Annotated in this window: 21 protein-coding genes; 10 read left to right on the forward strand and 11 right to left on the reverse strand. The window is 72.4% G+C overall.

The features are described 5' to 3' along the window. The first annotated feature begins 50 nt into the window (after positions 1-50). The 5 genes from B085_RS0124730 to B085_RS0124750 are packed head-to-tail and all read left to right on the forward strand — an operon-like array spanning position 51 to position 5711. Positions 51-1601, forward strand: a complete 1551-nt coding sequence (locus tag B085_RS0124730; RefSeq protein ID WP_018561287.1) for an ABC transporter ATP-binding protein — start codon at positions 51-53, stop codon at positions 1599-1601. After that, positions 1598-2713: an ABC transporter permease gene (locus tag B085_RS0124735; RefSeq protein ID WP_018561288.1), complete on the forward strand. Its 1116-nt coding sequence runs from the start codon at positions 1598-1600 to the stop codon at positions 2711-2713. Before B085_RS0124730 ends, B085_RS0124735 begins: the two co-directional genes overlap by 4 nt. Next, entirely contained in the window at positions 2710-3999 is a 1290-nt protein-coding gene (locus B085_RS0124740; RefSeq protein WP_018561289.1) for an ABC transporter permease, read from the forward strand. The genes B085_RS0124735 and B085_RS0124740 overlap by 4 nt, the downstream gene beginning before the upstream one ends. After that, positions 3996-4418 (forward strand): cytidine deaminase, encoded by a 423-nt coding sequence (locus B085_RS0124745; RefSeq protein WP_018561290.1) that lies wholly within the window; start codon positions 3996-3998, stop codon positions 4416-4418. Before B085_RS0124740 ends, B085_RS0124745 begins: the two co-directional genes overlap by 4 nt. A gap of 15 nt (positions 4419-4433) precedes the next feature. Next, complete coding sequence (locus tag B085_RS0124750; RefSeq protein WP_018561291.1) at positions 4434-5711, forward strand: thymidine phosphorylase; 1278 nt, start codon at positions 4434-4436, stop codon at positions 5709-5711. 98 nt (positions 5712-5809) lie between these two features. On the opposite strand, the gene B085_RS0124755 is transcribed toward B085_RS0124750, so the two are convergent. Then, positions 5810-7117, reverse strand: coding sequence for an MFS transporter (locus B085_RS0124755; RefSeq protein ID WP_037732378.1), 1308 nt, complete (start codon positions 7115-7117; stop codon positions 5810-5812). A gap of 63 nt (positions 7118-7180) precedes the next feature. Here B085_RS0124755 and B085_RS0124760 point away from each other — a divergent pair, with 63 nt between their 5' ends. Continuing rightward, positions 7181-8161, forward strand: coding sequence for a LysR family transcriptional regulator (locus B085_RS0124760; RefSeq protein ID WP_063741067.1), 981 nt, complete (start codon positions 7181-7183; stop codon positions 8159-8161). 55 nt (positions 8162-8216) lie between these two features. Here B085_RS0124760 and B085_RS0124765 read toward each other — a convergent pair whose 3' ends face one another. Then, on the reverse strand, positions 8217-9002 hold the full coding sequence (locus B085_RS0124765) for a dienelactone hydrolase family protein (protein WP_078620042.1): 786 nt from the start codon (positions 9000-9002) through the stop codon (positions 8217-8219). A gap of 101 nt (positions 9003-9103) precedes the next feature. On the opposite strand from B085_RS0124765, the gene B085_RS0124770 reads away from it, so the two are divergent. Beyond that, positions 9104-10297, forward strand: coding sequence for an adenosine deaminase (locus tag B085_RS0124770; protein ID WP_018561295.1), 1194 nt, complete (start codon positions 9104-9106; stop codon positions 10295-10297). A 165-nt stretch (positions 10298-10462) separates the two neighbouring features. After that, positions 10463-10792: a hypothetical protein gene (locus B085_RS0124775; RefSeq protein WP_018561296.1), complete on the forward strand. Its 330-nt coding sequence runs from the start codon at positions 10463-10465 to the stop codon at positions 10790-10792. A gap of 76 nt (positions 10793-10868) precedes the next feature. Here B085_RS0124775 and B085_RS0124780 read toward each other — a convergent pair whose 3' ends face one another. The 5 genes from B085_RS0124780 to B085_RS0124800 all read right to left on the reverse strand — a co-directional run bounded on the left by B085_RS0124780 (position 10869) and on the right by B085_RS0124800 (position 14591). Continuing rightward, the gene (locus B085_RS0124780; RefSeq protein WP_018561297.1) at positions 10869-11069 is read right to left on the reverse strand and encodes a PspC domain-containing protein; all 201 of its coding nucleotides are present in this window, start codon (positions 11067-11069) and stop codon (positions 10869-10871) included. Positions 11070-11153: 84 nt separating this feature from the next. Then, positions 11154-11642, reverse strand: coding sequence for a VanZ family protein (locus B085_RS0124785; RefSeq protein WP_018561298.1), 489 nt, complete (start codon positions 11640-11642; stop codon positions 11154-11156). 53 nt (positions 11643-11695) lie between these two features. Further along, positions 11696-12367, reverse strand: a complete 672-nt coding sequence (locus B085_RS43690; RefSeq protein ID WP_018561299.1) for a hypothetical protein — start codon at positions 12365-12367, stop codon at positions 11696-11698. Next, positions 12364-13917, reverse strand: a complete 1554-nt coding sequence (locus tag B085_RS0124795) for a sensor histidine kinase (protein WP_018561300.1) — start codon at positions 13915-13917, stop codon at positions 12364-12366. The genes B085_RS43690 and B085_RS0124795 overlap by 4 nt, the downstream gene beginning before the upstream one ends. Beyond that, entirely contained in the window at positions 13914-14591 is a 678-nt protein-coding gene (locus B085_RS0124800; RefSeq protein WP_026251393.1) for a response regulator transcription factor, read from the reverse strand. The genes B085_RS0124795 and B085_RS0124800 overlap by 4 nt, the downstream gene beginning before the upstream one ends. Positions 14592-14778: 187 nt before the next feature. Here B085_RS0124800 and B085_RS0124805 point away from each other — a divergent pair, with 187 nt between their 5' ends. Then, the gene (locus tag B085_RS0124805; protein ID WP_018561302.1) at positions 14779-15555 is read left to right on the forward strand and encodes a SigE family RNA polymerase sigma factor; all 777 of its coding nucleotides are present in this window, start codon (positions 14779-14781) and stop codon (positions 15553-15555) included. 148 nt (positions 15556-15703) lie between these two features. Here the strand turns inward: B085_RS0124805 and B085_RS0124810 are convergent, their stop codons facing one another. Beyond that, the gene (locus tag B085_RS0124810; protein WP_026251394.1) at positions 15704-16327 is read right to left on the reverse strand and encodes a uridine kinase family protein; all 624 of its coding nucleotides are present in this window, start codon (positions 16325-16327) and stop codon (positions 15704-15706) included. A gap of 174 nt (positions 16328-16501) precedes the next feature. Here B085_RS0124810 and B085_RS0124815 point away from each other — a divergent pair, with 174 nt between their 5' ends. Then, entirely contained in the window at positions 16502-16852 is a 351-nt protein-coding gene (locus B085_RS0124815; RefSeq protein WP_018561304.1) for a hypothetical protein, read from the forward strand. A 123-nt stretch (positions 16853-16975) separates the two neighbouring features. Here B085_RS0124815 and B085_RS0124820 read toward each other — a convergent pair whose 3' ends face one another. From B085_RS0124820 to deoC, 3 genes are read right to left on the reverse strand one after another with little or no spacing between them, the layout of a single operon-like run. After that, positions 16976-17890, reverse strand: a complete 915-nt coding sequence (locus B085_RS0124820; protein ID WP_018561305.1) for an aldehyde dehydrogenase family protein — start codon at positions 17888-17890, stop codon at positions 16976-16978. Beyond that, on the reverse strand, positions 17880-19370 hold the full coding sequence (locus B085_RS0124825; RefSeq protein ID WP_018561306.1) for an aldehyde dehydrogenase family protein: 1491 nt from the start codon (positions 19368-19370) through the stop codon (positions 17880-17882). Before B085_RS0124825 ends, B085_RS0124820 begins: the two co-directional genes overlap by 11 nt. Before the next feature lie 8 nt (positions 19371-19378). Further along, complete coding sequence (gene deoC / locus B085_RS0124830; protein WP_026251396.1) at positions 19379-20374, reverse strand: deoxyribose-phosphate aldolase; 996 nt, start codon at positions 20372-20374, stop codon at positions 19379-19381. Positions 20375-20481: the final 107 nt, after the last annotated feature.

Here is a 20481-nt window from a genome sequence, read left to right on the forward strand (position 1 = left end):
CGCGAGGAGAGTGCGCCATCGACGCGTCCAGCCCCCCCAGCCAGAATGCCGTGGAGCTCCGCGGCATCACCAAGCGATTCCCAGGCGTCGTGGCCAACCACGACATCGACATCACGGTTCGCCGTGGCACGGTGCACGCCCTCGTGGGCGAGAACGGCGCCGGCAAGTCGACGCTGATGAAGATCCTCTACGGCATGCAGAAGCCGGACGAGGGCACCATCACCGTCGACGGCGAGCGGGTGACCTTCCACGACCCGGGCGACGCCATCGCCCGCGGCATCGGCATGGTGCACCAGCACTTCATGCTCGCCGACAACCTCACCGTCCTCGAGAACGTCGTCCTCGGCAGCGAGAAGCTGTACGGCATCGGCGGCAGGGCCCGGGCGAAGATCAAGGAGATCTCGGACGCCTACGGCCTCGGGGTGCGCCCGGACGTCCTGGTGGAGGACCTCGGTGTCGCCGACCGTCAGCGCGTCGAGATCCTGAAGGTCCTCTTCCGCGGCGCCCGTACGCTGATCCTCGACGAGCCGACCGCGGTCCTCGTACCGCAGGAGGTCGACGCGCTCTTCGACAACCTGCGCGAGCTCAAGGCCGAGGGCCTGACGGTCATCTTCATCTCCCACAAGCTGGGCGAGGTGCTCTCCGTCGCCGACGCGATCACCGTCATCCGCCGGGGCACCACGGTCGGTTCCGCCGACCCGGCGACCACGACCCCCAAGCAGCTCGCGGAGCTGATGGTCGGCAGCGAGCTGCCGTCCCCCGAGACCCGCGAGTCGACGGTCACCGACGTTCCGATGCTGACCGTCGACGGTCTGCACCTGTCGGAGACCGACCTGGAGGGCATCGAACGCGTCGTCCTGGACCGGATCTCCTTCACCATCCACAAGGGCGAGGTCCTCGGCATCGCGGGTGTCGAGGGCAACGGCCAGGCGGAACTGGTCGAGGCGATCATGGGCATCCTGCCGCCCGACGCGGGCCGGATCGGCCTCGACGGCGACGAGATCACCCAGGTGCCGACGCGCAGGCGCCGCGAGGGCGGCATCGGCTACATCCCCGAGGACCGGCACCGGCACGGCCTGCTGCTGGAGGCCCCGCTCTGGGAGAACCGCATCCTGGGCCACGTCACCGAGTCCCCCAACAGCAAGGGCGGCTTCCTCGACCCGGCCGCGGCCCGCCGCGACACCGAGCGGATCGTGCGCGAGTACGACGTCCGCACCCCCGGCATCGAGGTGACCGCCGCGTCCCTGTCCGGCGGCAACCAGCAGAAGCTGATCGTCGGCCGTGAGATGAGCCACCGGCCCAAGCTGCTGATCGCCGCGCACCCCACCCGGGGCGTGGACGTCGGTGCCCAGGCCCAGATCTGGGACCAGATCCGCGAGGCCCGGCGTGAGGGCCTGGCCGTGCTGCTGATCTCCGCCGACCTGGACGAGCTGATCGGCCTGTCCGACACCTTGCGCGTCATGTACCGCGGCCGCCTGGTCGCCGACGCCGACCCCGCCACCATCACCCCGGAGGAGCTGGGCTCCGCGATGACCGGCGCGGCCGCCGGCCATCTCGAGCACGAGGACGGCGACACCGGCCACGGGGGAGAGGACCGATGAAGAAGATCGACAAGGAGCGGGTGCTCCTCGGCATCGCCGCCCCCGTGCTGGCGCTCGTGGCCGCGTTCGTGATCACGGCGCTGGTGCTGCTCGCCACGGGCAAGGAGCCGTTCGGCGCCTTCGGGACGATGTTCGACTACGGCTTCAAGAGCGACAGCCAGGTCGAGATCATCAACAAGGCGACCACGTACTACATCGCGGGCATCGCGGTCGCCGTCGGCTTCCGCATGAACCTGTTCAACATCGGCGTCGAGGGGCAGTACCGCCTGGGCGCCTTCTTCGCCGCGGCCGTCGGCGGCGCGGTGTCGCTGCCGGGCTTCCTGCAGATCCCGCTGATCATCGTGGTCGCCATGACCGTCGGCGCCATGTGGGCCGGTATCGCGGGTGTGCTGAAGACCTCGCGCGGGGTCAGCGAGGTCATCGCGACGATCATGCTGAACGCGATCGCCCTGTCCATCGTCGGCTACCTGCTCAAGGACGGCCGGCTCGGCCACCTCGACAAGGCGGGCACCTCGGTGTCGACCACGCCGCTGCCCTCCTCCGGCCATCTGTTCAACTTCGACATGGGCGAGGACATCGGCCAGATCTACGGCTTCGTCGTGCTCGCCGTGATCATCGGCGTCGGCTACTGGTTCGTGCTGGGCCGCACCCGCTTCGGCTTCGACCTGCGCAGCGTCGGCCTGTCCGAGAGCGCCGCCACCGCCAGCGGCGTCAGCGTCAAGCGCATGGTGGTCACCAGCATGCTGATCTCCGGCGGCCTGGCCGGTCTCACCGGCCTGCCGCTGCTGCTGAACGACACCCACGCCTACGGCGCCGACCTCTTCCCGGCCGGCATCGGCTTCACCGGCATCTCGGTGGCCCTGCTCGGCCGCAACAACCCGGTCGGCGTCGCGCTGGCCGCGCTGCTGTGGGGCTTCCTGGAGCGCGGCTCGGGCCGCCTGGAGTTCGAGGGCTACGACAAGGAGATCGTCGGCGTGATGCAGGGCGTCATCGTCCTGAGCGTCGTCATCGCCTACGAGGTGGTCCGCCGCTACGGCCTCAAGCGCCAGCAGCAGAAGGTCGGCGAGGAGCTCGCCGCCCAGGCCCGCACCAAGAAGGAGGTGACGGCGTGACCGCCACGACGACCCAGACCCCGCCGCCCGCGGCTCCCAAGGCCGCAGGGGCCAAGGGCCGCAAGGGCCGCCTCTCCTTCCCGGTGATCCTGCTGATCATCGCCGCCGCGATCGCGCTGGTGTCGGTGGTGCGGATCATCACCGGCCAGGACCAGCTCACCGCGCAGGGCCAGATCACCGCGGCGCTCGGCCTCGCCGTGCCGATCGGCCTGGCCGGTCTGGCCGGCCTGTGGTCCGAGCGGTCCGGCGTGGTCAACATCGGCCTCGAGGGCATGATGATCCTCGGCACCTTCTTCGGTGCCTGGGCCGGCTGGCAGACCAACCCGTGGGTCGGCGTCCTCGCCGGCGTCGTCGGCGGTGCGCTCGGCGGCCTGATCCACGCGATCGCCACCGTCACCTTCGGCGTCGACCACATCATCTCCGGTGTGGCCATCAACATCCTGGCGCTCGGTGCCACCCAGTACCTCGCCAAGCTGTGGTTCTCCACCGGCGACGCGGCCACCAAGGGCGGTAACCCCAAGCAGTCCCCGCCGGTCGACCCCCTGCCGTCCTTCGACGTCCCGGGGCTGTCCGACGGGCTGTCGAGCATCGAGAAGCACGGCTGGTTCTTCGTCTCCGACCTCGCCGGCGTCCTCGGCGGCCTCGTCACCGACGTGTCCGCGCTGACGCTCGTCGCGGTGGTGCTCTTCGTCGGCAGCTTCTTCCTGCTGTGGCGCAGCCCGTTCGGCCTGCGGCTGCGCTCCTGCGGCGAGAACCCGGTCGCGGCCGAGTCGCTCGGCGTCAACGTGTACCTGTACAAGTACATCGCCGTGATCGCCTCCGGCGGTCTCGCCGGCCTCGGCGGCGCCTTCCTGGCGATGGTGCCCACGCACATCTACCTCGAGGGCCAGACCGGCGGCCGCGGCTACATCGGCCTCGCGGCGATGATCTTCGGCAACTGGCGCGTCGGCGGCCTCGCCACCGGCGCCGGCCTCTTCGGCTACTCCGACGCGCTCCAGCTGCGCAACGGCGGTCCGACGGTGCACGCGCTGCTGCTGCTCCTGGTGGTCCTGCTGGTGTTGCTGGCGGCCTGGAAGCTGTGGAAGCGGAGCTTCTGGCAGGGCGGTGTCAGCCTCGTCGTCGGCGCGCTGGTGCTGGCCTGGTACCTGCTCACCGACGAGGTGCCCAGCGAGTTCGTGGGCGCGACCCCCTACGTCGTCACCCTGCTGGTGCTCTCCCTGTCGGCACAACGTCTGCGGATGCCCAAGGCTGACGGTATGAGGTACCGGAAGGGTCAGGGCAAGTGAGCGACACCGCGGGCCGGGTCGGCGTCGACGACGTCGACTGGGAAGGCCTGCGGGCACAGGCCCGGGACGCCATGTCCCGGGCCTACGTCCCGTACTCGCATTTCCCCGTCGGCGCGGCCGCGCTGGTGGACGACGGGCGGGTCATCTCGGCGTGCAACGTGGAGAACGCCAGCTACGGCCTCGGCCTGTGCGCCGAGTGCGGCCTGGTGTCGACCCTGCACGCCACCGGAGGCGGCCGGCTCGTCGCCTTCACCTGCGTCGACCGCAAGGGCGACCAGCTGATGCCGTGCGGTCGCTGCCGTCAGCTGCTGTGGGAGCACGGCGGCCCCGAACTGCTGGTGGAGATGTCCGACGGCATCCGCGCGATGCGCGACGTCCTCCCCGACGCGTTCGGCCCGGACGACCTGATCAATCGCTAAGAAGGTACGTGAATCATGGACGCGATTTCCGTCATCCGCACCAAGCGCGACGGCGGCCGCCTCGGCGACGACCAGATCGACTGGGTCATCGACGCCTACACCAGGGGTGAGGTCGCCGACGAGCAGATGTCCGCGCTCGCGATGGCGATCCTGCTCAACGGCATGGACCGGGCCGAGATCGCGCGCTGGACGGCCGCGATGATCGCCAGCGGCGAGCGCATGGACTTCTCCGCGCTGCCCCGTCCGACCGCCGACAAGCACTCCACCGGTGGCGTCGGCGACAAGATCACGCTGCCGCTCGCGCCCCTGGTCGCGGCCTGCGGCGCGGCCGTCCCCCAGCTGTCCGGCCGCGGCCTCGGCCACACCGGGGGCACCCTGGACAAGCTGGAGTCCATCCCGGGCTGGCGGGCCCTGCTGTCGAACGACGAGATGCTGCGGGTCCTGGGCGACAGCGGCGCCGTCATCTGCGCCGCGGGCGACGGCCTCGCCCCCGCCGACAAGAAGCTGTACGCGCTGCGCGACGTCACCGGCACCGTCGAGGCGATCCCGCTGATCGCCTCCTCGATCATGTCCAAGAAGATCGCCGAGGGCACGGGCTCGCTCGTCCTGGACGTCAAGGTCGGCTCCGGGGCCTTCATGAAGGACCTGGAGCAGGCGCGGGAACTGGCCTCCACGATGGTGGGGCTGGGCACCGACCACGGTGTGCGGACGGTGGCGCTGCTCACCGGCATGTCCACCCCGCTCGGCCTGACCGCGGGCAACGCGCTGGAGGTCCGGGAGTCCGTCGAGGTGCTGGCGGGCGGCGGCCCGGCCGACGTGGTCGAGCTGACCCTCGCCCTGGCGCGCGAGATGCTCGACGCGGCGGGCCTGAAGGACGCCGACCCGGCCAAGGCGCTCGCCGACGGCTCCGCCATGGACGTGTGGCGCCGCATGATCTCCGCCCAGGGCGGCGACCCGGACGCGGAGCTGCCCGCCGCGCGCGAGCGGCACGTCGTCACCGCCGAGCGTTCCGGTGTCCTCACCGGTCTGGACGCCTACGCCGTGGGTGTCGCCGCCTGGCGCCTCGGCGCGGGCCGGGCGCGCAAGGAGGACCCGGTGCAGGCCGGCGCGGGCGTCGAGCTGCACGCCAAGCCGGGTGCCGCGGTCACCCAGGGCCAGCCGCTGCTCACCCTGCACACCGACACCCCGGAGAAGTTCGGCTGGGCGCTGGAGGCCCTCGCCGGCGGCGTCGAGATCTCCCCGGCGGGCACGGCGTTCACGGCGGACCCGATCGTGCTGGAGCGCATCGCCTGAGCGGGGCCTTCCCCCCCCCGCGACACGGAACGGGACCGGTGGACTTCCACCGGTCCCGTTCGCGTTCCGCTCCGTGAGGCCTTCCGTGAGGCCTTCCGTCAGGCCGTCCGCCGGGCCGTCCGCCGGGCCGGGACGGTGAGCCGCCGGTCCGCGACCGCGCGCCGGGTGGCGTGCAGGGTGATCCCCGCGACGCCCAGGACGGCGGCCAGGCACAGGGCGACCGTGCCGTCCCAGCCGGCGGAGTGGAAGGCGGAGGCGCCGAGGGTGCCGCCGACGCTGTTGCCGATGTAGTACGCGGTCAGATAGAGCGCGGAGGCCTGGGCGCGGCCGGTGGTGGCGGTGCGGCTGACCGCCCCGGAGGCGATGGAGTGGCCGGTGAAGAAGCCGGCCGTGATGAGGACCAGGCCGGTCAGCACGGCGGCGAGGGAGTCCGCCAGGGTGAGCAGCAGCCCGCCGGCGGCCAGCACCACGGCGACGTACAGGGCGCCGCGCCGTCCGAGGCGGCCGTGCAGGACGCCGGAGGCGGCGGAGGCGCCGGTGCCGACCAGGTAGACCAGGAAGATGAGGCCGATCGCGGTCTGCGACAGGCCGAAGGGCTCGGCGGCGAGCCGGTAGCCCAGCACGTTGTAGACGGCGCCGAAGACCGCCATGAACAGCAGCCCGATCAGGTAGAGCCGGCGCAGCAGCGGGGTGCCCAGATGGCCGGTGACCGTGCGCCACAGGGCGACGGGACTGACCGGGCCGGGACGGAAGTTGCGGGCGGCGGGGATCAGCAGGCGGAAGGCGACGGCGCACAGCACCGCCATCGCGCCGGCGGCGAACAGCGAGGCGCGCCAGCCGAAGGCCTGCGCCACGGCGCCGGTCAGGACCCGGGAGCTCATGCCGCCGATGCTGTTGCCCGCGACGTAGAGCCCGATCGCGGAGGCCACCGCCTTGGGGTGGATCTCCTCGCCGAGGTACGCCATCGCGGTCGCCGGGAGCCCTGCGAGGGCCACGCCCTGCGCGGCGCGCAGCACGACCAGGGTGGTCAGGTCCGGCGCGAACGGGATGACCAGGGCCAGTGCCGAGGCACTGAAGACCGACGCCGTCATCACGGCCGTGCGCCCGTACTTCTCGCTCAGCGCGCTCACCGGCAGCAGGGCCAGCGCCAGCGCGGCGGTGGTGGCCGAGACGGTGAGGCTGGCCTGGGCCGGGCTGAGGGACAGCCCCGTGGACAGCACCGGCAGCAGGGCCTGCGTGGAGTAGAGGAGGGCGAAGGTGGCGAGACCCGCGGCGAACAGGGCAAGGATGGCGCGGCGGTAGCCGGGCTCACCCGGTCGCAGTGTGGCGGCTGAGGGGGCTGAGGGGGCGGAGGGGGCGGCGCCCGGCCGTGTCACGGTGGACGCCCCTGTATCGGCGGGAGACATGCCTTTACGCTAGGCCGGGCCCGTTTCATGCGTCCAATGCACACAGTGGCCATAATCGTTCCCATGGTGCATGAAGCGAGGTCAGCCGGATCGCTGTCGCCGTCCCGTGACGCAACAGACATGCGGGCGGAGCTGGACAGCACGTCCTGGGCGACGGTGCTGGCACCCCGGCTCGCCCAGTTCGCCGCCGTGGCGCGGCACGAGCACGTCACCCGTGCGGCGCGCGAGCTGGGGGTGCCCCAGTCCACGCTCAGCCGTGCCATGGTCCGGCTCGAACTCGACCTGGGCGTCACGCTCTTCGCCCGCCAGGGCCGTACGGTCTCGCTCACCCCCGCGGGGCGCGGCTTCCTCGCCTCCGTGGAGCGGGCGCTGGGCGAGGTGGAGCGCTCGGCCGAGTCCGTGCGCGCCGACGCCGACCCGCTGTCCGGACGGGTCGCCTTCGGCTTCCTCCACACGCTCGGCCCGGAGACCGTACCGGCCCTGCTGCGGGCCTTCCGCGCCGACCACCCGCGGATCCGCTTCCAGCTCGTGCAGAACTACGGCGAGGCGATGCTCGCCGGGCTGCGTGCGGGCCAGCTGGACCTGTGCCTGACCTCGCCGGTGCCGGACGCGCCCGACCTGGTCGTCCGGCGCCTGGACGAGCAGCGGCTGCGGCTGGTCGTCCCCGCCGACCACCGGCTCGCCTCCCGCCGCCGGGTGCGTCTGGCGGAGGCGTCCGGGGAGCTGTTCGTCAGCCTGGAGGCGGGATACGGGCTGCGGCGCATCACCGACGCCCTGTGCGCGGAGGCGGGCTTCACCCCCCGGGTGGGCTTCGAGGGCGAGGAGGCCGAGACCCTGCGCGGGCTGGTCGCCGCCGGCCTGGGGGTGGCCCTGCTGCCGCCGCCGCTCGTGCCGCGCCCCGGTGTCGTGGAGCTGACCGTCACCGCCCCGCGCGCGGTCCGGGAGATCGGGGTGGCCTGGCTCGGCGGGCACGCCGACACGGCCCCGGTCGCGGCGTTCAAGAAGTTCCTGCTCGGCAGGCGCGGGCAGCTCCTGCCCGACTGACGGCGCCGGCCGGTCCGGGGGTGGGCGGGCGTGAGCCCCGTGGCCGCCGGGCGGCTCAGCGAAGTTGGGGGGACCTGCCGAAACCGGAGGCCAGGGGCATGCGCAGGCCGAGCGGGGGAGGGGCGGCCAGTGCGTCGGCGACGGGGCGGGCGAAGGACCTCCCCAGCAGGGTGCCGAGGACGAAGTCGGACGTCAGCGAGGCGACTTCGGCCCGGTGGTCGTGGAGCAGGTGGCCGTCGGTGTGCACCTCGAACCGGCACACGTCCCGGTTGACCTTCTTCACCCGCTCGGCCAGCCGGTAGGAGAGATCGGGGTGGGTGGAGCCGTCGTTCGTGCCGTGCACGATCAGGACATGGCGGCCTATCAGCTGCTTCACCGGATCGGGCTCGGGCGCGTCCGGCAGCCACGGGGCTATGGCGACCGCGGAGTCGACGGCCGGGTGGCCCGCGGCCCGCAGCGCGGCGCGGCCGCCCATGTCCATGCCGACCAGCGACACCGGTACGTCACCGTAGCGGCGGACGACCTCGTCGACCGCCCACTGCGCGTCCTCGGCCGGGTGGGCGTGACCGCCGTTCCAGCCGCGGAAGCGGTAGTGCACGACGTGCACGGCCAGGCCCCCGCCGCGGCCCGCCGTCCGCATGAGCCGACGTGCCAGCGGCACCATCGCCGCGGCCGCCACGGGGGAGCGCCGACGGGTGCTCAGCGCACGGCCGCCGGGCAGCAGCAACACGGCGGCACGGACCGCCTCCTCGTCCGAATCCCGCCGGGCCGCCGGGTTCAGACCCGGTGTCACTCTCTTTCCCAACCGCGCACCACGCACCGGTAAAGCTTGCGAAGCCATGGCGTAACCATGGCAGACGGGAAGGTGTGCACGACCTGGCCAGGAGGTCAATATTCGGCATCATCCAAGAGTTCTACGCGCGTAGGGGGTATCTTTCGGAAATGACGAGCTCAAGCACGCTCCCCTTCCCCGCGGGCGCTGCGGGGGCCACCCCCACGCCCGAGCAGATCCGCCGTGCACCCAAGGTGCTGCTCCACGACCACCTCGACGGCGGCGTCCGCCCCGGGACCGTCGTCGACCTGGCCCGTGCGTCGGGCTACGACGGCCTGCCGGAGACCGACCCGGACAAGCTCGGCACCTGGTTCCGCGAGGCCGCCGACTCCGGCTCGCTGGAGCGCTACCTGGAGACCTTCTCGCACACGGTCGGCGTCATGCAGACCCGCGAGGCGCTCACCCGGGTCGCCGCCGAGTGCGCCGAGGACCTCGCCGCGGACGGCGTCGTCTACGCCGAGGTGCGCTACGCCCCGGAACTCCACGTCGACCACGGGCTCTCCCTCGACGAGGTCGTGGAGGCCGTCAACGAGGGCTTCCGGGAAGGCGAACGGCGGGCCCGCGAGGCGGGTGGCCGGATCCGGGTGGGCGCCCTGCTCACCGCGATGCGGCACGCCGCCCGCTCGCAGGAGATCGCCGAACTGGCCATCCGGTACCGCGACCGGGGCGTCGTCGGCTTCGACATCGCGGGCGCCGAGGCCGGCTTCCCGCCCACCCGCCACCTCGACGCCTTCGAGTACCTCCAGCGGGAGAACTTCCACTTCACCATCCACGCCGGCGAGGCCTTCGGCCTGCCCTCCATCTGGCAGGCCCTGCAGTGGTGCGGCGCCGACCGGCTCGGCCACGGCGTGCGCATCATCGACGACATCGAGGTCGCGCAGGACGGCACGGTCTCCCTCGGGCGGCTGGCCAACTATGTGCGCGACAAGCGCATCCCCCTGGAGATGTGCCCCACCTCCAACCTGCAGACCGGCGCGGCCGCCTCGTACGCGGAGCACCCCATCGGACTGCTGCGCCGGCTGCACTTCCGGGTCACGGTGAACACCGACAACCGCCTGATGAGCGGTACGAGCATGAGCCGCGAGTTCGCCGAGCTGGTGGCCGCGTTCGGCTACACGCTCGACGACATGCAGTGGTTCACGGTCAACGCGATGAAGTCCGCCTTCATCCCTTTCGATGAACGTCTCGCGATGATCAATGACGTGATCAAGCCCGGATACTCGGAGCTGAAGGCCGAGTGGCTGTTCCGTCAGACGGCCGCCGCCACCGCCGTGGCCAGCGATTCCTCGCCGGAAGAGGGATGAGGTCCGGGCCGTCCCGCCGTGCGGCGGCGGGCCGGCCCGGGCCCGGGGCGGCCGTTCGCGGTGCTTGCACCGCCCCGCGTTCCGTCGCTACGTTCCGAAATCCCGCGAACACCATCCGTGTGTGCCGCGGCGGACGCACCATCCCCCATCACGAGGATCGCAACCATGAAGACCGGAACCGTCAAGACTCTCGGTGCCGCCGCGCTGGGCGTGGCCTTCGTCGGGGCCGCCGCGGGCGTCGCCTCCGCCGCTCCGACGGACACCAACCTGGGCCTGCCGGACGCCTCGGCCCTGCCGGCCTCCGTGCCGGTCGCCAACGTGGCGAAGTCGGTCCCGGTCGGTGCCGTCACCAGCGGCCTGCCGAAGTCGACCAACCTCGTCCCCGGTGTGCAGAACGCCCCCCAGGGCGTGAGCACGCTGCTCGGCGGCCTCCCGGTCGGCGGCCAGCTGCCGCTGGGTCAGCTCCCGCTGCAGGGCCTGCCGATCGGCGGCTGAGCGCCGCCCGGACGAACGGCGGACGGGCCGCACCCCCTCGGGGGTGCGGCCCGTCGGTGCTTCTCGGGCCGTGGCGTCACACCGCGGCCTTCGTGCTCCCCTCGTTCGGCAGCAGCAGCCACAGCGCGAGGTAGAGCAGGAACTGCGGCCCGGGCAGCAGGCACGACAGCAGGAAGATCACGCGCATCGTGGTGGCGGAGGTGCCGAACCGGTCTGCGAGCCCGGCGCAGACCCCGGCGATCATCCGGCCGTGACGCGGGCGGACCAGTGCGGACATGGCGGGTGCTCCTTCGGGAGTCGAGGCCGGTCTCTCCGGCCGATGACATCACCGTACGAGCGCATAACACCGCGAACCATCGCTCTACGGTGCGATCCCGACCCTGGGAATCCTCGGGGTCCGCCCCTGAGCCGCGGTCAGCCGGGCCTGCCGGCGGACGCTGCGGCGGTGCACCCACGCGCGTGCCGCGGGCACCACGGCGAGGTGCGCCAGCGCGACCCCGGCCGTGTTGAGCAGCAGGGCGTCCACGTCGAAGATCTGCCCCGGCACCCCGGTCTGCACGAACTCCAGGGCGAGCGAGATCATCAGGCCCGCGAAGACCGTGCGGGCGAACGACCCCGTCACCGAGGCCCGCACCCGGCCGCCGGCCATCGGCAGCAGCACGCCCAGCGGGGCCAGCAGCGCCATCCCCGAGGCGATCCGGCCGGCCGCCTCCGCGGGCCCCATGGCGAGGTCGGAGCGGATGGTGGCGAACGGACGGAGATTGGGGGCGTCCACCCAGGGCACGTACTGCGGACGCAGCATCAGCCACCCGACCAGAGCCAGATGCACCGCGGCGAGTACCAGGCCCACCGCGCGCACTTTCGGGAGAGAGCCGTCGCGCCGCACGCCTGGAAGGACGTCTGTCACTTCACGGCGGTTCCAGCGGTCTCCGCCGCCTCGGGGTCGGTGCGCAGGTCCCCGGTGCAGGTGAAGCGGCGCACGGGGGTGTCGTCGGAGCCGCCCAGGAGCACCCCGCCGCTGCCGGCGGCCGCGCCCGTACCGGCGTAGGTGCACACCAGCTGGGCGAGCGCGAACGGCGGCAGGTCGCTCAGCGGCGCGCTGATCCGGAGCGATTCGCGGGGGTCGTCGCGGCGCGGTCCCTTCACCGCCAGGTCGCCCTGCACGGCCGTGGTGAAGCCGGCCGACGACTCGCCGCCGCGCGGCTTGCGCTGCAGTTCGCGCAGGAGCAGCACGGCAACCCCCAGCTGGTCCAGGCTCTCGGTCCGCACGGAGCGGTTCACCCCGGCCACCTGGGCGCTGCACACCAGGTACACCCGGGCGGTCAGCCCCCGGGGCGAGGCGGAGGCCGTCGCGGAGGCCGTCGCGGAGGCGCTCGCCTCCTCGTCCGGCACCGCGCAGGAGACGCGGGAGGGCGCCGGTCCGGCGTCCACCGGCACCGAGGTGGTGCGGATGCCGCAGCCGGCCAGCAGGACCACGCCGAGCAGGGCGAGGAGCGGGCCGCGCCGGCGACGGGCGGCGCCCGCGGACGGCAGACCCGGGGGGTGCGGGGCGGCGCCCCCGGACGGCTGCGTCACGTGCCCTCGTTTCCTTCCTCGGTCTCCGCCGCCTGGCCGGCCCCGGTGCGCATCGGCAGCCGCAGCGTGAACACCGCTCCGCCGGCGGGGGCGTTGGCCGCGGCGATCTCTCCGCCGTGGATGTGCGCGTTCTCCAGGGCGATGGACAGGCCCAGGCCGCTCCCCTCGGAACGGGCCCGGGAGGCGTCCGCCTTGAAGAACCGGTCGAAGACGTGCGGCAGCACGTCCTCCGGGATGCCGGGGCCGTTGTCGGCGACCTCGACGACGAGTTCGTCCCCGTCCTGCCTGACCTTGACCCGGACCGGCGAGCCGCCGTGCTTGAGGGCGTTGCCGATCAGATTGGCGAGGATCACGTCCATGCGGCGCGGGTCGAGCAGCGCGATGATGCCGCGCGGCGCGTCCAGCTCCACCGCGTCGAGCCAGGCGCGGGCGTCGATGCAGGCGGTGACCAGGTCGGAGACGTCGACGTCGTCCATGACCAGGCGCGCGGTGCCCGCGTCGAAGCGGGTGACCTCCATCAGGTTCTCCACCAGCTCGCCCAGCCGCTTGGTCTCGCTCACCACCAGCCGTACCGCCGGGGCGATCATCGGGTCGAGGGAGTCCGCCTCGTCCTCCAGCACCTCGGTCACGGCGGTGATCGCGGTCAGCGGGGTGCGCAGCTCGTGGGACATGTCGGCGACGAAGCGGCGGCTGGCCGCCTCGCGCTGGCTCAGCTCGTCGACCCGCATCTCCAGCCGTTCCGCGGTGCGGTTGAACGTCCGGGACAACTCGGCGAGTTCGTCTGTGCCGGTGACCCGCAGCCGGGTGTCGAGCTTGCCCTCGCCGAGCCTCCTGGCGGCGTCCCCGAGGCGGGCCACGGGCCGCAGCACGGTGGAGGCCGCGGCCTGGGCGAGCAGGGCCGCGCCGATCAGGGCGAGGGCGGTGGCGATGCCGAGCGACCAGGCCAGCGAGTTGAGGTCCTTGCGCTCGGCCTCCAGCGACTTGAACATGTAGCCGGTCGGCCCGCCGCCGATCACCTTGGCCCCGCCGACCAGGTACGGCTGGCCGTTGCGCGTGACCCGCTGCCAGTACAGGTGGTACTCGGCGGGGTCGCCCGTCTTGGGGTTGCGCTTGCTGACGGCCTTGCGCAGCGTCGAGGGGACGGCGTCCAGCGAGAAGCCGTCGCTCAGCGACTTGGGCGCGCAGCGCTCGCCGTCCGGGCCGGTGCCGATCAGCAGCACCTGGTAGTTCTGGGTGCTGGCGCCGATGCTGCGCGCGGCCTCGGCCAGTTTGTCGCAGGACGGGTACCGCGGCAGGGAGCCCGCGTTGCGGGTCATCGAGGCGCGGAAGTCGTTGAGGGCGGCGTTCTGGGCGCGCGTCAGCACCGCGTCGCGGTTGAGCCAGTACGCGATGCCGGAGGCGGAGACGGCGGCCGCCAGCGCCACGGCGGCGAAGACGGCGACCAGGCGCAGCCGCAGGCTGGTGAGCCGCAGCAGCCGTGACCTCCAGCCGCTCAGCCGCCGGTCCGTCCCGTCGTCGGAGGCCGGGTACTCGTCGTGCGGTGGATTCACGCCGGCGCGTCCAGGCGGTACCCGACACCCCGGACGGTACGGATCAGGGTCGGCGACGAGGGCACGTCCTCGATCTTGGCGCGCAGCCGCTGCACGCAGGCGTCCACCAGACGCGAGTCGCCGAGGTAGTCGTGCTCCCACACCAGGCGCAGCAACTGCTGCCGGGACAGGGCCTGACCGGGGCGGCGGCTCAGCTCCAGCAGCAGGCGCAGCTCGGTCGGCGTGAGCTGCAGGTCCTCGCCGTTCTTCGTGACGGTCATCGCCGAGCGGTCGATGACGATGCTGCCGAAGGCGGCCGCGTCGGTGCTGTCCCGCTCGCCGCGGCGCAGCACGGCGCGGATGCGGGCGTCCAGCACACGCGGCTGGATGGGCTTGACGACGTAGTCGTCCGCCCCCGACTCCAGGCCCACGACGACGTCGATGTCGTCGCTGCGCGCGGTCAGCAGGATGATCGGCAGCTGGTCGGTGCGACGGATGCGCCGGCACACCTCGAAGCCGTCGATGCCCGGGAGCATCACGTCCAGCACGATCAGGTCCGGCCGCTGTTCGCGCAGCAGCTTCAGCCCGTCCTCGCCCGTCGCCGCGGCCACCACACGGTGGCCCTGGCGCGACAGGGCGAGTTCGAGGCTCGCTCGGATGGCGTCGTCGTCCTCGATCAGCAACAGGAAAGGCACGTTCGCATTCTCTCCCAAGAGGAGCCGTGGAAGGTACCGCCGTGGTCTGTGACGGGGCTGTGACACTCGGCGGACAACGCCATGAAACTGACGCGGCAGGCTATTGCCCATCGACGGGGACGCCACCGGGCGGCCCTCGCCGGACAGGTATGAAGACCAGACCGGCTCCACCCACGGGGGGCGCGAAATGAACGCACTGCACAGCACGACGACCACCGCAGTCCTTCAGCCGCGCCTGCACACCGCGGGCCGGGGCGTCGAGAAGTCCGGTGCCACGGGCGGGCGGGGGTGCGCTCGTGGCGCCGGGCGTCAGGTGGTCCGCAACCGGCCGCCGTACATCACGGCGATCGAAGGGGGTCACGGGGGAGACGGGGGGCACGGGGGTGTCGCCTACGGGGAGGCCACGGGGGCCCGGGAGATCCCGGGGGAGCGGTGCTTCACGGCGGACGCGGACTTCACCGCCTACGTCCAGGAGCGCCGGGCCTCCCTGTACGCGACCGCCTACCACCTGACGGGGGACCGTTACGAGGCGGAGGACCTGCTGCAGAGCGCGCTGTTCTCCACCTACCGGGCCTGGGACCGGATCAGCGACAAGGCCGCGGTCGGCGGCTACTTGCGCCGGACCATGACCAACCTGCACATCAGTGCCTGGCGGCGCCGCAAGCTCAACGAGTACCCGACCGAGGAGCTGCCGGAGACGGCGGGCGAGACGGACGCGATGCGCGGCACCGAACTGCGGGCCGTGCTGTGGCAGGCGCTGGCCAAGCTTCCGGAGCCGCAGCGCACGATGCTGGTGCTCCGTTACTACGAGGGCCGCACCGACCCGGAGATCGCCGAGATCCTCGGCATCAGCGTCGGCACGGTGAAGAGCAGCATCTGGCGCTCCCTGCGCCGGCTGCGCGAGGACCAGACGCTCAGCGCGGGCGTCGACGAGGAGGCGGCGTTCGGCGAGCTGGTGGCCTGACGCCGGGGGGAACGGGGAAACGGGGAACGGGGAAGCGGGGGCCCACGGGGGGAACCGGGGGAGGCAAGAGGGAGCGGTCGCGCACAGCGGGGGGTCTGTGCGCACCGCTCCCTCACGCATGTCCTTACGGACCCGCGCGCCGTTTCGTTCAGACTCGGACGGCGATCGAAGGAAAAGTTGCGCGACCGATCCGTTCCAGTGCCTCGTCCCGGTCGCACACATGCGCCCCGAGCTCCGCGTGCCGGGCGACGATGTCCCGCTCGGCGCGCATCAGGTTCCAGCCGCGGCGCAGCAGGAAGGGCAGCGACTTCCGCCCCTCGCGCAGGTCGCGGACGAAGCGGCGGCGCGCGGTGGTGACCGCGCCGCGGCTCAGGCACAGCGCGTCGGCGAGCAGGCCGAGTTCGGCGCAGCGCGCGACGATGTCGGCGGCGAAGATGCCCTCGGCGATGAAGAGCGGCGCCCCGTCGATGTCCAGCTCCGCCCGTCCGGTGACGGAACTGGTGGAGAGCTCGTACACCGGGACGGCGGTCCGGCCCGTGGCGCACAGCTCGGCGACGGCGGCGAGGGCCGCGTCGGTGTTCCAGGACAGCGGGGAGTCCCAGTCGGCCCCCACGCCGCTCGGCAGCATCGGGAGGGACGGGTCGTCACCCTCCTTGTAGAAGTCGTCCAGCCGCAGGACCGGCAGGCCGGTGCGGGCGGCGAGGGAGGACTTGCCGGACCCGGAGGGACCGGTCAGCAGGATCACGCGGGCGGCGGGAGGGCGAGAGCTCACGGGACACCAGTGTGAGGCATTCCGTCTTTGGAGTGACCCGCCGGGACATGCTTTGGATACGTGATGTTCAACCAACTACGGTGAGTGACGTCATTGTCGCGTACGGGGACGGTCGTCAACGCCGTTCCGGGACCGGTCCCGTGAGCGGGCCGGCGACCAGGCAGGTGGATCCTCATGCCGCAGTTCTCCCGCACTCTTCTCCGCGCCGCCGTCCTCGCGGTGTCGTCCGCCGCGGCCGTCGCCTCGGCGGGGGCGGCGCACGCGGACGCCCAGAGCGAAGGGGCGGCCACGGCCGCCAAGGCCGGCCGGGCCGCGACGTCGGCCCTGATCGGCACGGTGAACCACGTGCCGGTGAACCCGTTCGCGCAGACCAGCGTCAACCCGCTGGACAACTCGGTGGGTTCGCAGGTCGCCGACTTCAAGCCGGTCTCCACCGCGGACGTCACCAAGCCGGTCGCCGACAGCCGCACGGTCTCCGACCTGCCGCTGCTCGGCGACGCGGTCAGGACCCTGCAGGGCGGCTGACGCGGCGCCGGAACGCGTACGGCGGCGGGCCCCCGCGGGGACACATCGGTCGCGGGGGCCCGCCGCCGGGTCGTGCGGGCGCTGCCGTCCCCCGGCGGCGGGACGGGCCGCCGGGGGACGGGATCAGTACGCGGAGCCCGAGGCCGCCCCGGCCCCCGCGGGGTGCCAGACGGTCTTGGTCTCCAGGAAGGCCGTCATGCGGTCCGTGCCGGGCTCGGCGGCCCAGTCCACAGCCTGTGGACGGAGCACGCGCTTGAGGTTGTCCGCGGCCGCGATCTCCAGCTCCTTCGCGAGCGCCGCGTCGTCCACCGTGCCCGCCAGGTCCAGGGCGTTGACGTCCATGTGCGCGGCGAGCGTCGGCGCGATCTCGGAGGTGCGTCCCGACAGGATGTTGACGACCCCGCCCGGCAGGTCGGAGGTGGCCAGCACCTCGCCCAGCGACAGCGCGGGCAGCGGGACCCGCTCGCCGGCCACGACGACCGCGGTGTTGCCGGTGGCGATCACCGGGGCGACCACCGAGACCAGGCCCAGGAAGGAGGATTCCTGCGGCGCGACGACCGCGACGACCCCGGTCGGCTCAGGACTCGACAGGTTGAAGTACGGCCCGGCCACCGGGTTGGCGCCGCCCACGACCTGGGCGATCTTGTCGGTCCAGCCCGCGTACCAGACCCAGCGGTCGATCGCGGCGTCCACCACGGCCGCCGCCTTGGACTTCGACAGCCCCTCCGCCTCGCCGACCTCGCGGACGAACTGCTCCCGGCGGCCCTCCAGCATCTCCGCGATGCGGTAGAGGATCTGCCCCCGGTTGTACGCGGTCGCGCCCGACCAGCCGGCGAAGGCCTTGCGGGCGGCGGACACCGCGTCACGGGCGTCCTTGCGGGAGGACTGCGGGGCGTTGGCGAGCCACTTGCCCTTGGCGTCGGTCACCTCGTACACCCGCCCGCTCTCGCTGCGGGGGAACTTGCCCCCGACGAACAGCTTGTAGGTCTTGAAGACGGACAGCCGCACTGCCTCGGCCTTCTCGGACTTATCGGACATCGAGGTACGCCTCCAGACCGTGGCGACCGCCCTCGCGGCCGAAGCCCGACTCCTTGTAGCCGCCGAAGGGCGAGGTCGGGTCGAACTTGTTGAACGTGTTGGCCCACACCACACCGGCGCGGAGCTGGTTCGCGACCGACAGGATGCGCGAGCCCTTCTCCGTCCAGATCCCCGCCGACAGGCCGTACGGGGTGTTGTTGGCCTTCTCCACGGCCTCGGCCGGGGTGCGGAAGGTCAGCACCGAGAGCACCGGGCCGAAGATCTCCTCGCGGGCGATGCGGTGCGCCTGCGTGACCCCGGTGAAGAGCGTCGGCGCGAACCAGTAGCCCGCGGAGGGCAGTTCGCACGCCGGCGACCAGCGCTCGGCGCCCTCGGCCTCGCCGGCCTCGGCGAGCGCGGTGATCCGGGCCAGCTGCTCGGCGGAGTTGATGGCGCCGATGTCGGTGTTCTTGTCCAGCGGGTCGCCGACGCGCAGCGTCGACAGCCGGCGCTTGAGCGCGTCCAGCACCTCGTCCGCGACGGACTCCTGGATCAGCAGCCGGGAACCCGCGCAGCAGACCTGGCCCTGGTTGAAGAAGATGCCGTTGACGATGCCCTCGACGGCCTGGTCGATCGGCGCGTCGTCGAAGACGATGTTGGCGCCCTTGCCGCCCAGCTCCAGGGTGAGCTTCTTCCTGCCGCCGGCGACGGTGCGGGCGATCTGCTTGCCGACGGCGGTGGAGCCGGTGAAGGCGACCTTGTCGACGCCCTCGTGCGCGACCAGCGCGGCGCCGGCGTCCCCGTAGCCGGGGAGGATGTTGACGACGCCCTTGGGCAGGCCCGCCTGGCGGCAGATGTCGGCGAAGAACAGGGCCGACAGCGGGGTGGTCTCGGCCGGCTTGAGGACGACCGTGTTGCCGGTGGCCAGCGCCGGGGCGATCTTCCACGCCAGCATCAGCAGCGGGAAGTTCCAGGGGATGACCTGGCCGGCGACGCCCAGCGGGCGGGGGGCCGGGCCGAAGCCGGCGTGTGCGAGCTTGTCGGCCCAGCCGGCGTAGTAGAAGAAGTGCGCGGCGACCAGCGGGAGGTCGGCGTCGCGGGTCTCCCTGATCGGCTTGCCGTTGTCCAGCGTCTCCAGGACGGCCAGTTCGCGCGAGCGCTCCTGGACGATCCGGGCGATGCGGAAGAGGTACTTGGCCCGCTCGGAGCCGGGCAGCGCCGACCACGACCCGAAGGCCTTGCGGGCGGCCCTGACGGCCCGGTCCACGTCCGCCTCGCCGGCCTGGGCGACCTCGGAGAGGACCTCCTCGGAGGAGGGGCTGACGGTCTTGAAGACCCGGCCGTCGGCGGCGTCGGTGAACTCGCCGTCGATGAACAGGCCGTAGGAGGGAGCGATGTCGACGACGGAGCGGGACTCCGGCGCCGGGGCGTACGCGAAGGCGGAGCCCGGCTTCGGCTGCGCGGCCGGCTGGGGCTGCTGGTTCTTCTTGTTCTGTGTCATCGGAGTTCTCAGTCCACCGTCACGTAGTCGGGACCGGAGTAGCGGCCGGTGCTCAGCTTCTGGCGCTGCATGAGCAGATCGTTCAGCAGGCTGGACGCGCCGAAACGGAACCACTCGTTGCTCAGCCAGTCGTCGCCCACGGTCTCGTTGACGAGGACCAGGAACTTGATGGCGTCCTTGGAGGTGCGGATGCCGCCGGCGGGCTTCACCCCGACCTGGACGCCCGTGGTGGCGCGGAAGTCGCGCACGGCCTCGAGCATCAGCAGGGTGTTGGCGGGGGTGGCGTTGACCGCCACCTTGCCGGTGGAGGTCTTGATGAAGTCGGCGCCGGCGAGCATGCCGAGCCAGGAGGCGCGGCGGATGTTGTCGTACGTCGCCAGTTCGCCGTTCTCGAAGATGACCTTGAGGTGGGCGGAGCCGCCGCCGGGGCGGCGGCAGGCCTCCTTCACCGCCTTGATCTCCTCGAAGACCTTCAGGTAGCGGCCCGCCAGGAAGGCGCCGCGGTCGATGACCATGTCCACTTCGTCGGCGCCCGCGGCCACCGCGTCGGCGGTGTCGGCGAGCTTGACCGGCAGCGCGGCGCGGCCGGCCGGGAAGGCGGTGGCGACGGACGCGACGCGCACGCCGGAGTCGCCCAGGGCCTCCTTGGCGGTCGCGACCATGTCCGGGTAGACGCAGATCGCGGCGACCCTGGGCGTCGTGCGGTCGGTCGGGTCCGGGTTGACGCCCTTGGCGGACAGCGCCCGGACCTTGCCCGGGGTGTCCGCGCCTTCGAGCGTGGTGAGGTCGATCATCGAGATCGCCAGGTCGATGGCGTACGCCTTCGCCGTGGTCTTGATCGAACGGGTGCCGAGGCTTGCGGCGCGGGCTTCGAGGCCGACCGCGTCGACGCCGGGCAGCCCGTGCAGGAAGCGGCGCAGCGCGGCGTCGGAGGCCGTGACGTCGGCCATGGACGCCAGCCGGGCCGCGGCGTCGGGGCCGTGAGCGGGAACAGTGGTGGGCATGGTCACCAGCCCAGCATATCTACGCGCGTAGCGAATGTCACCGGTCCGGGCGGATCCGTCCGTCCCCTTACGGGGGGTGCGGCAACCGAATCGGCGGAACCGGTGGT

Source organism: Streptomyces sp. BoleA5 (genome assembly GCF_000373665.1).
Lineage (GTDB): Bacteria > Actinomycetota > Actinomycetes > Streptomycetales > Streptomycetaceae > Actinacidiphila.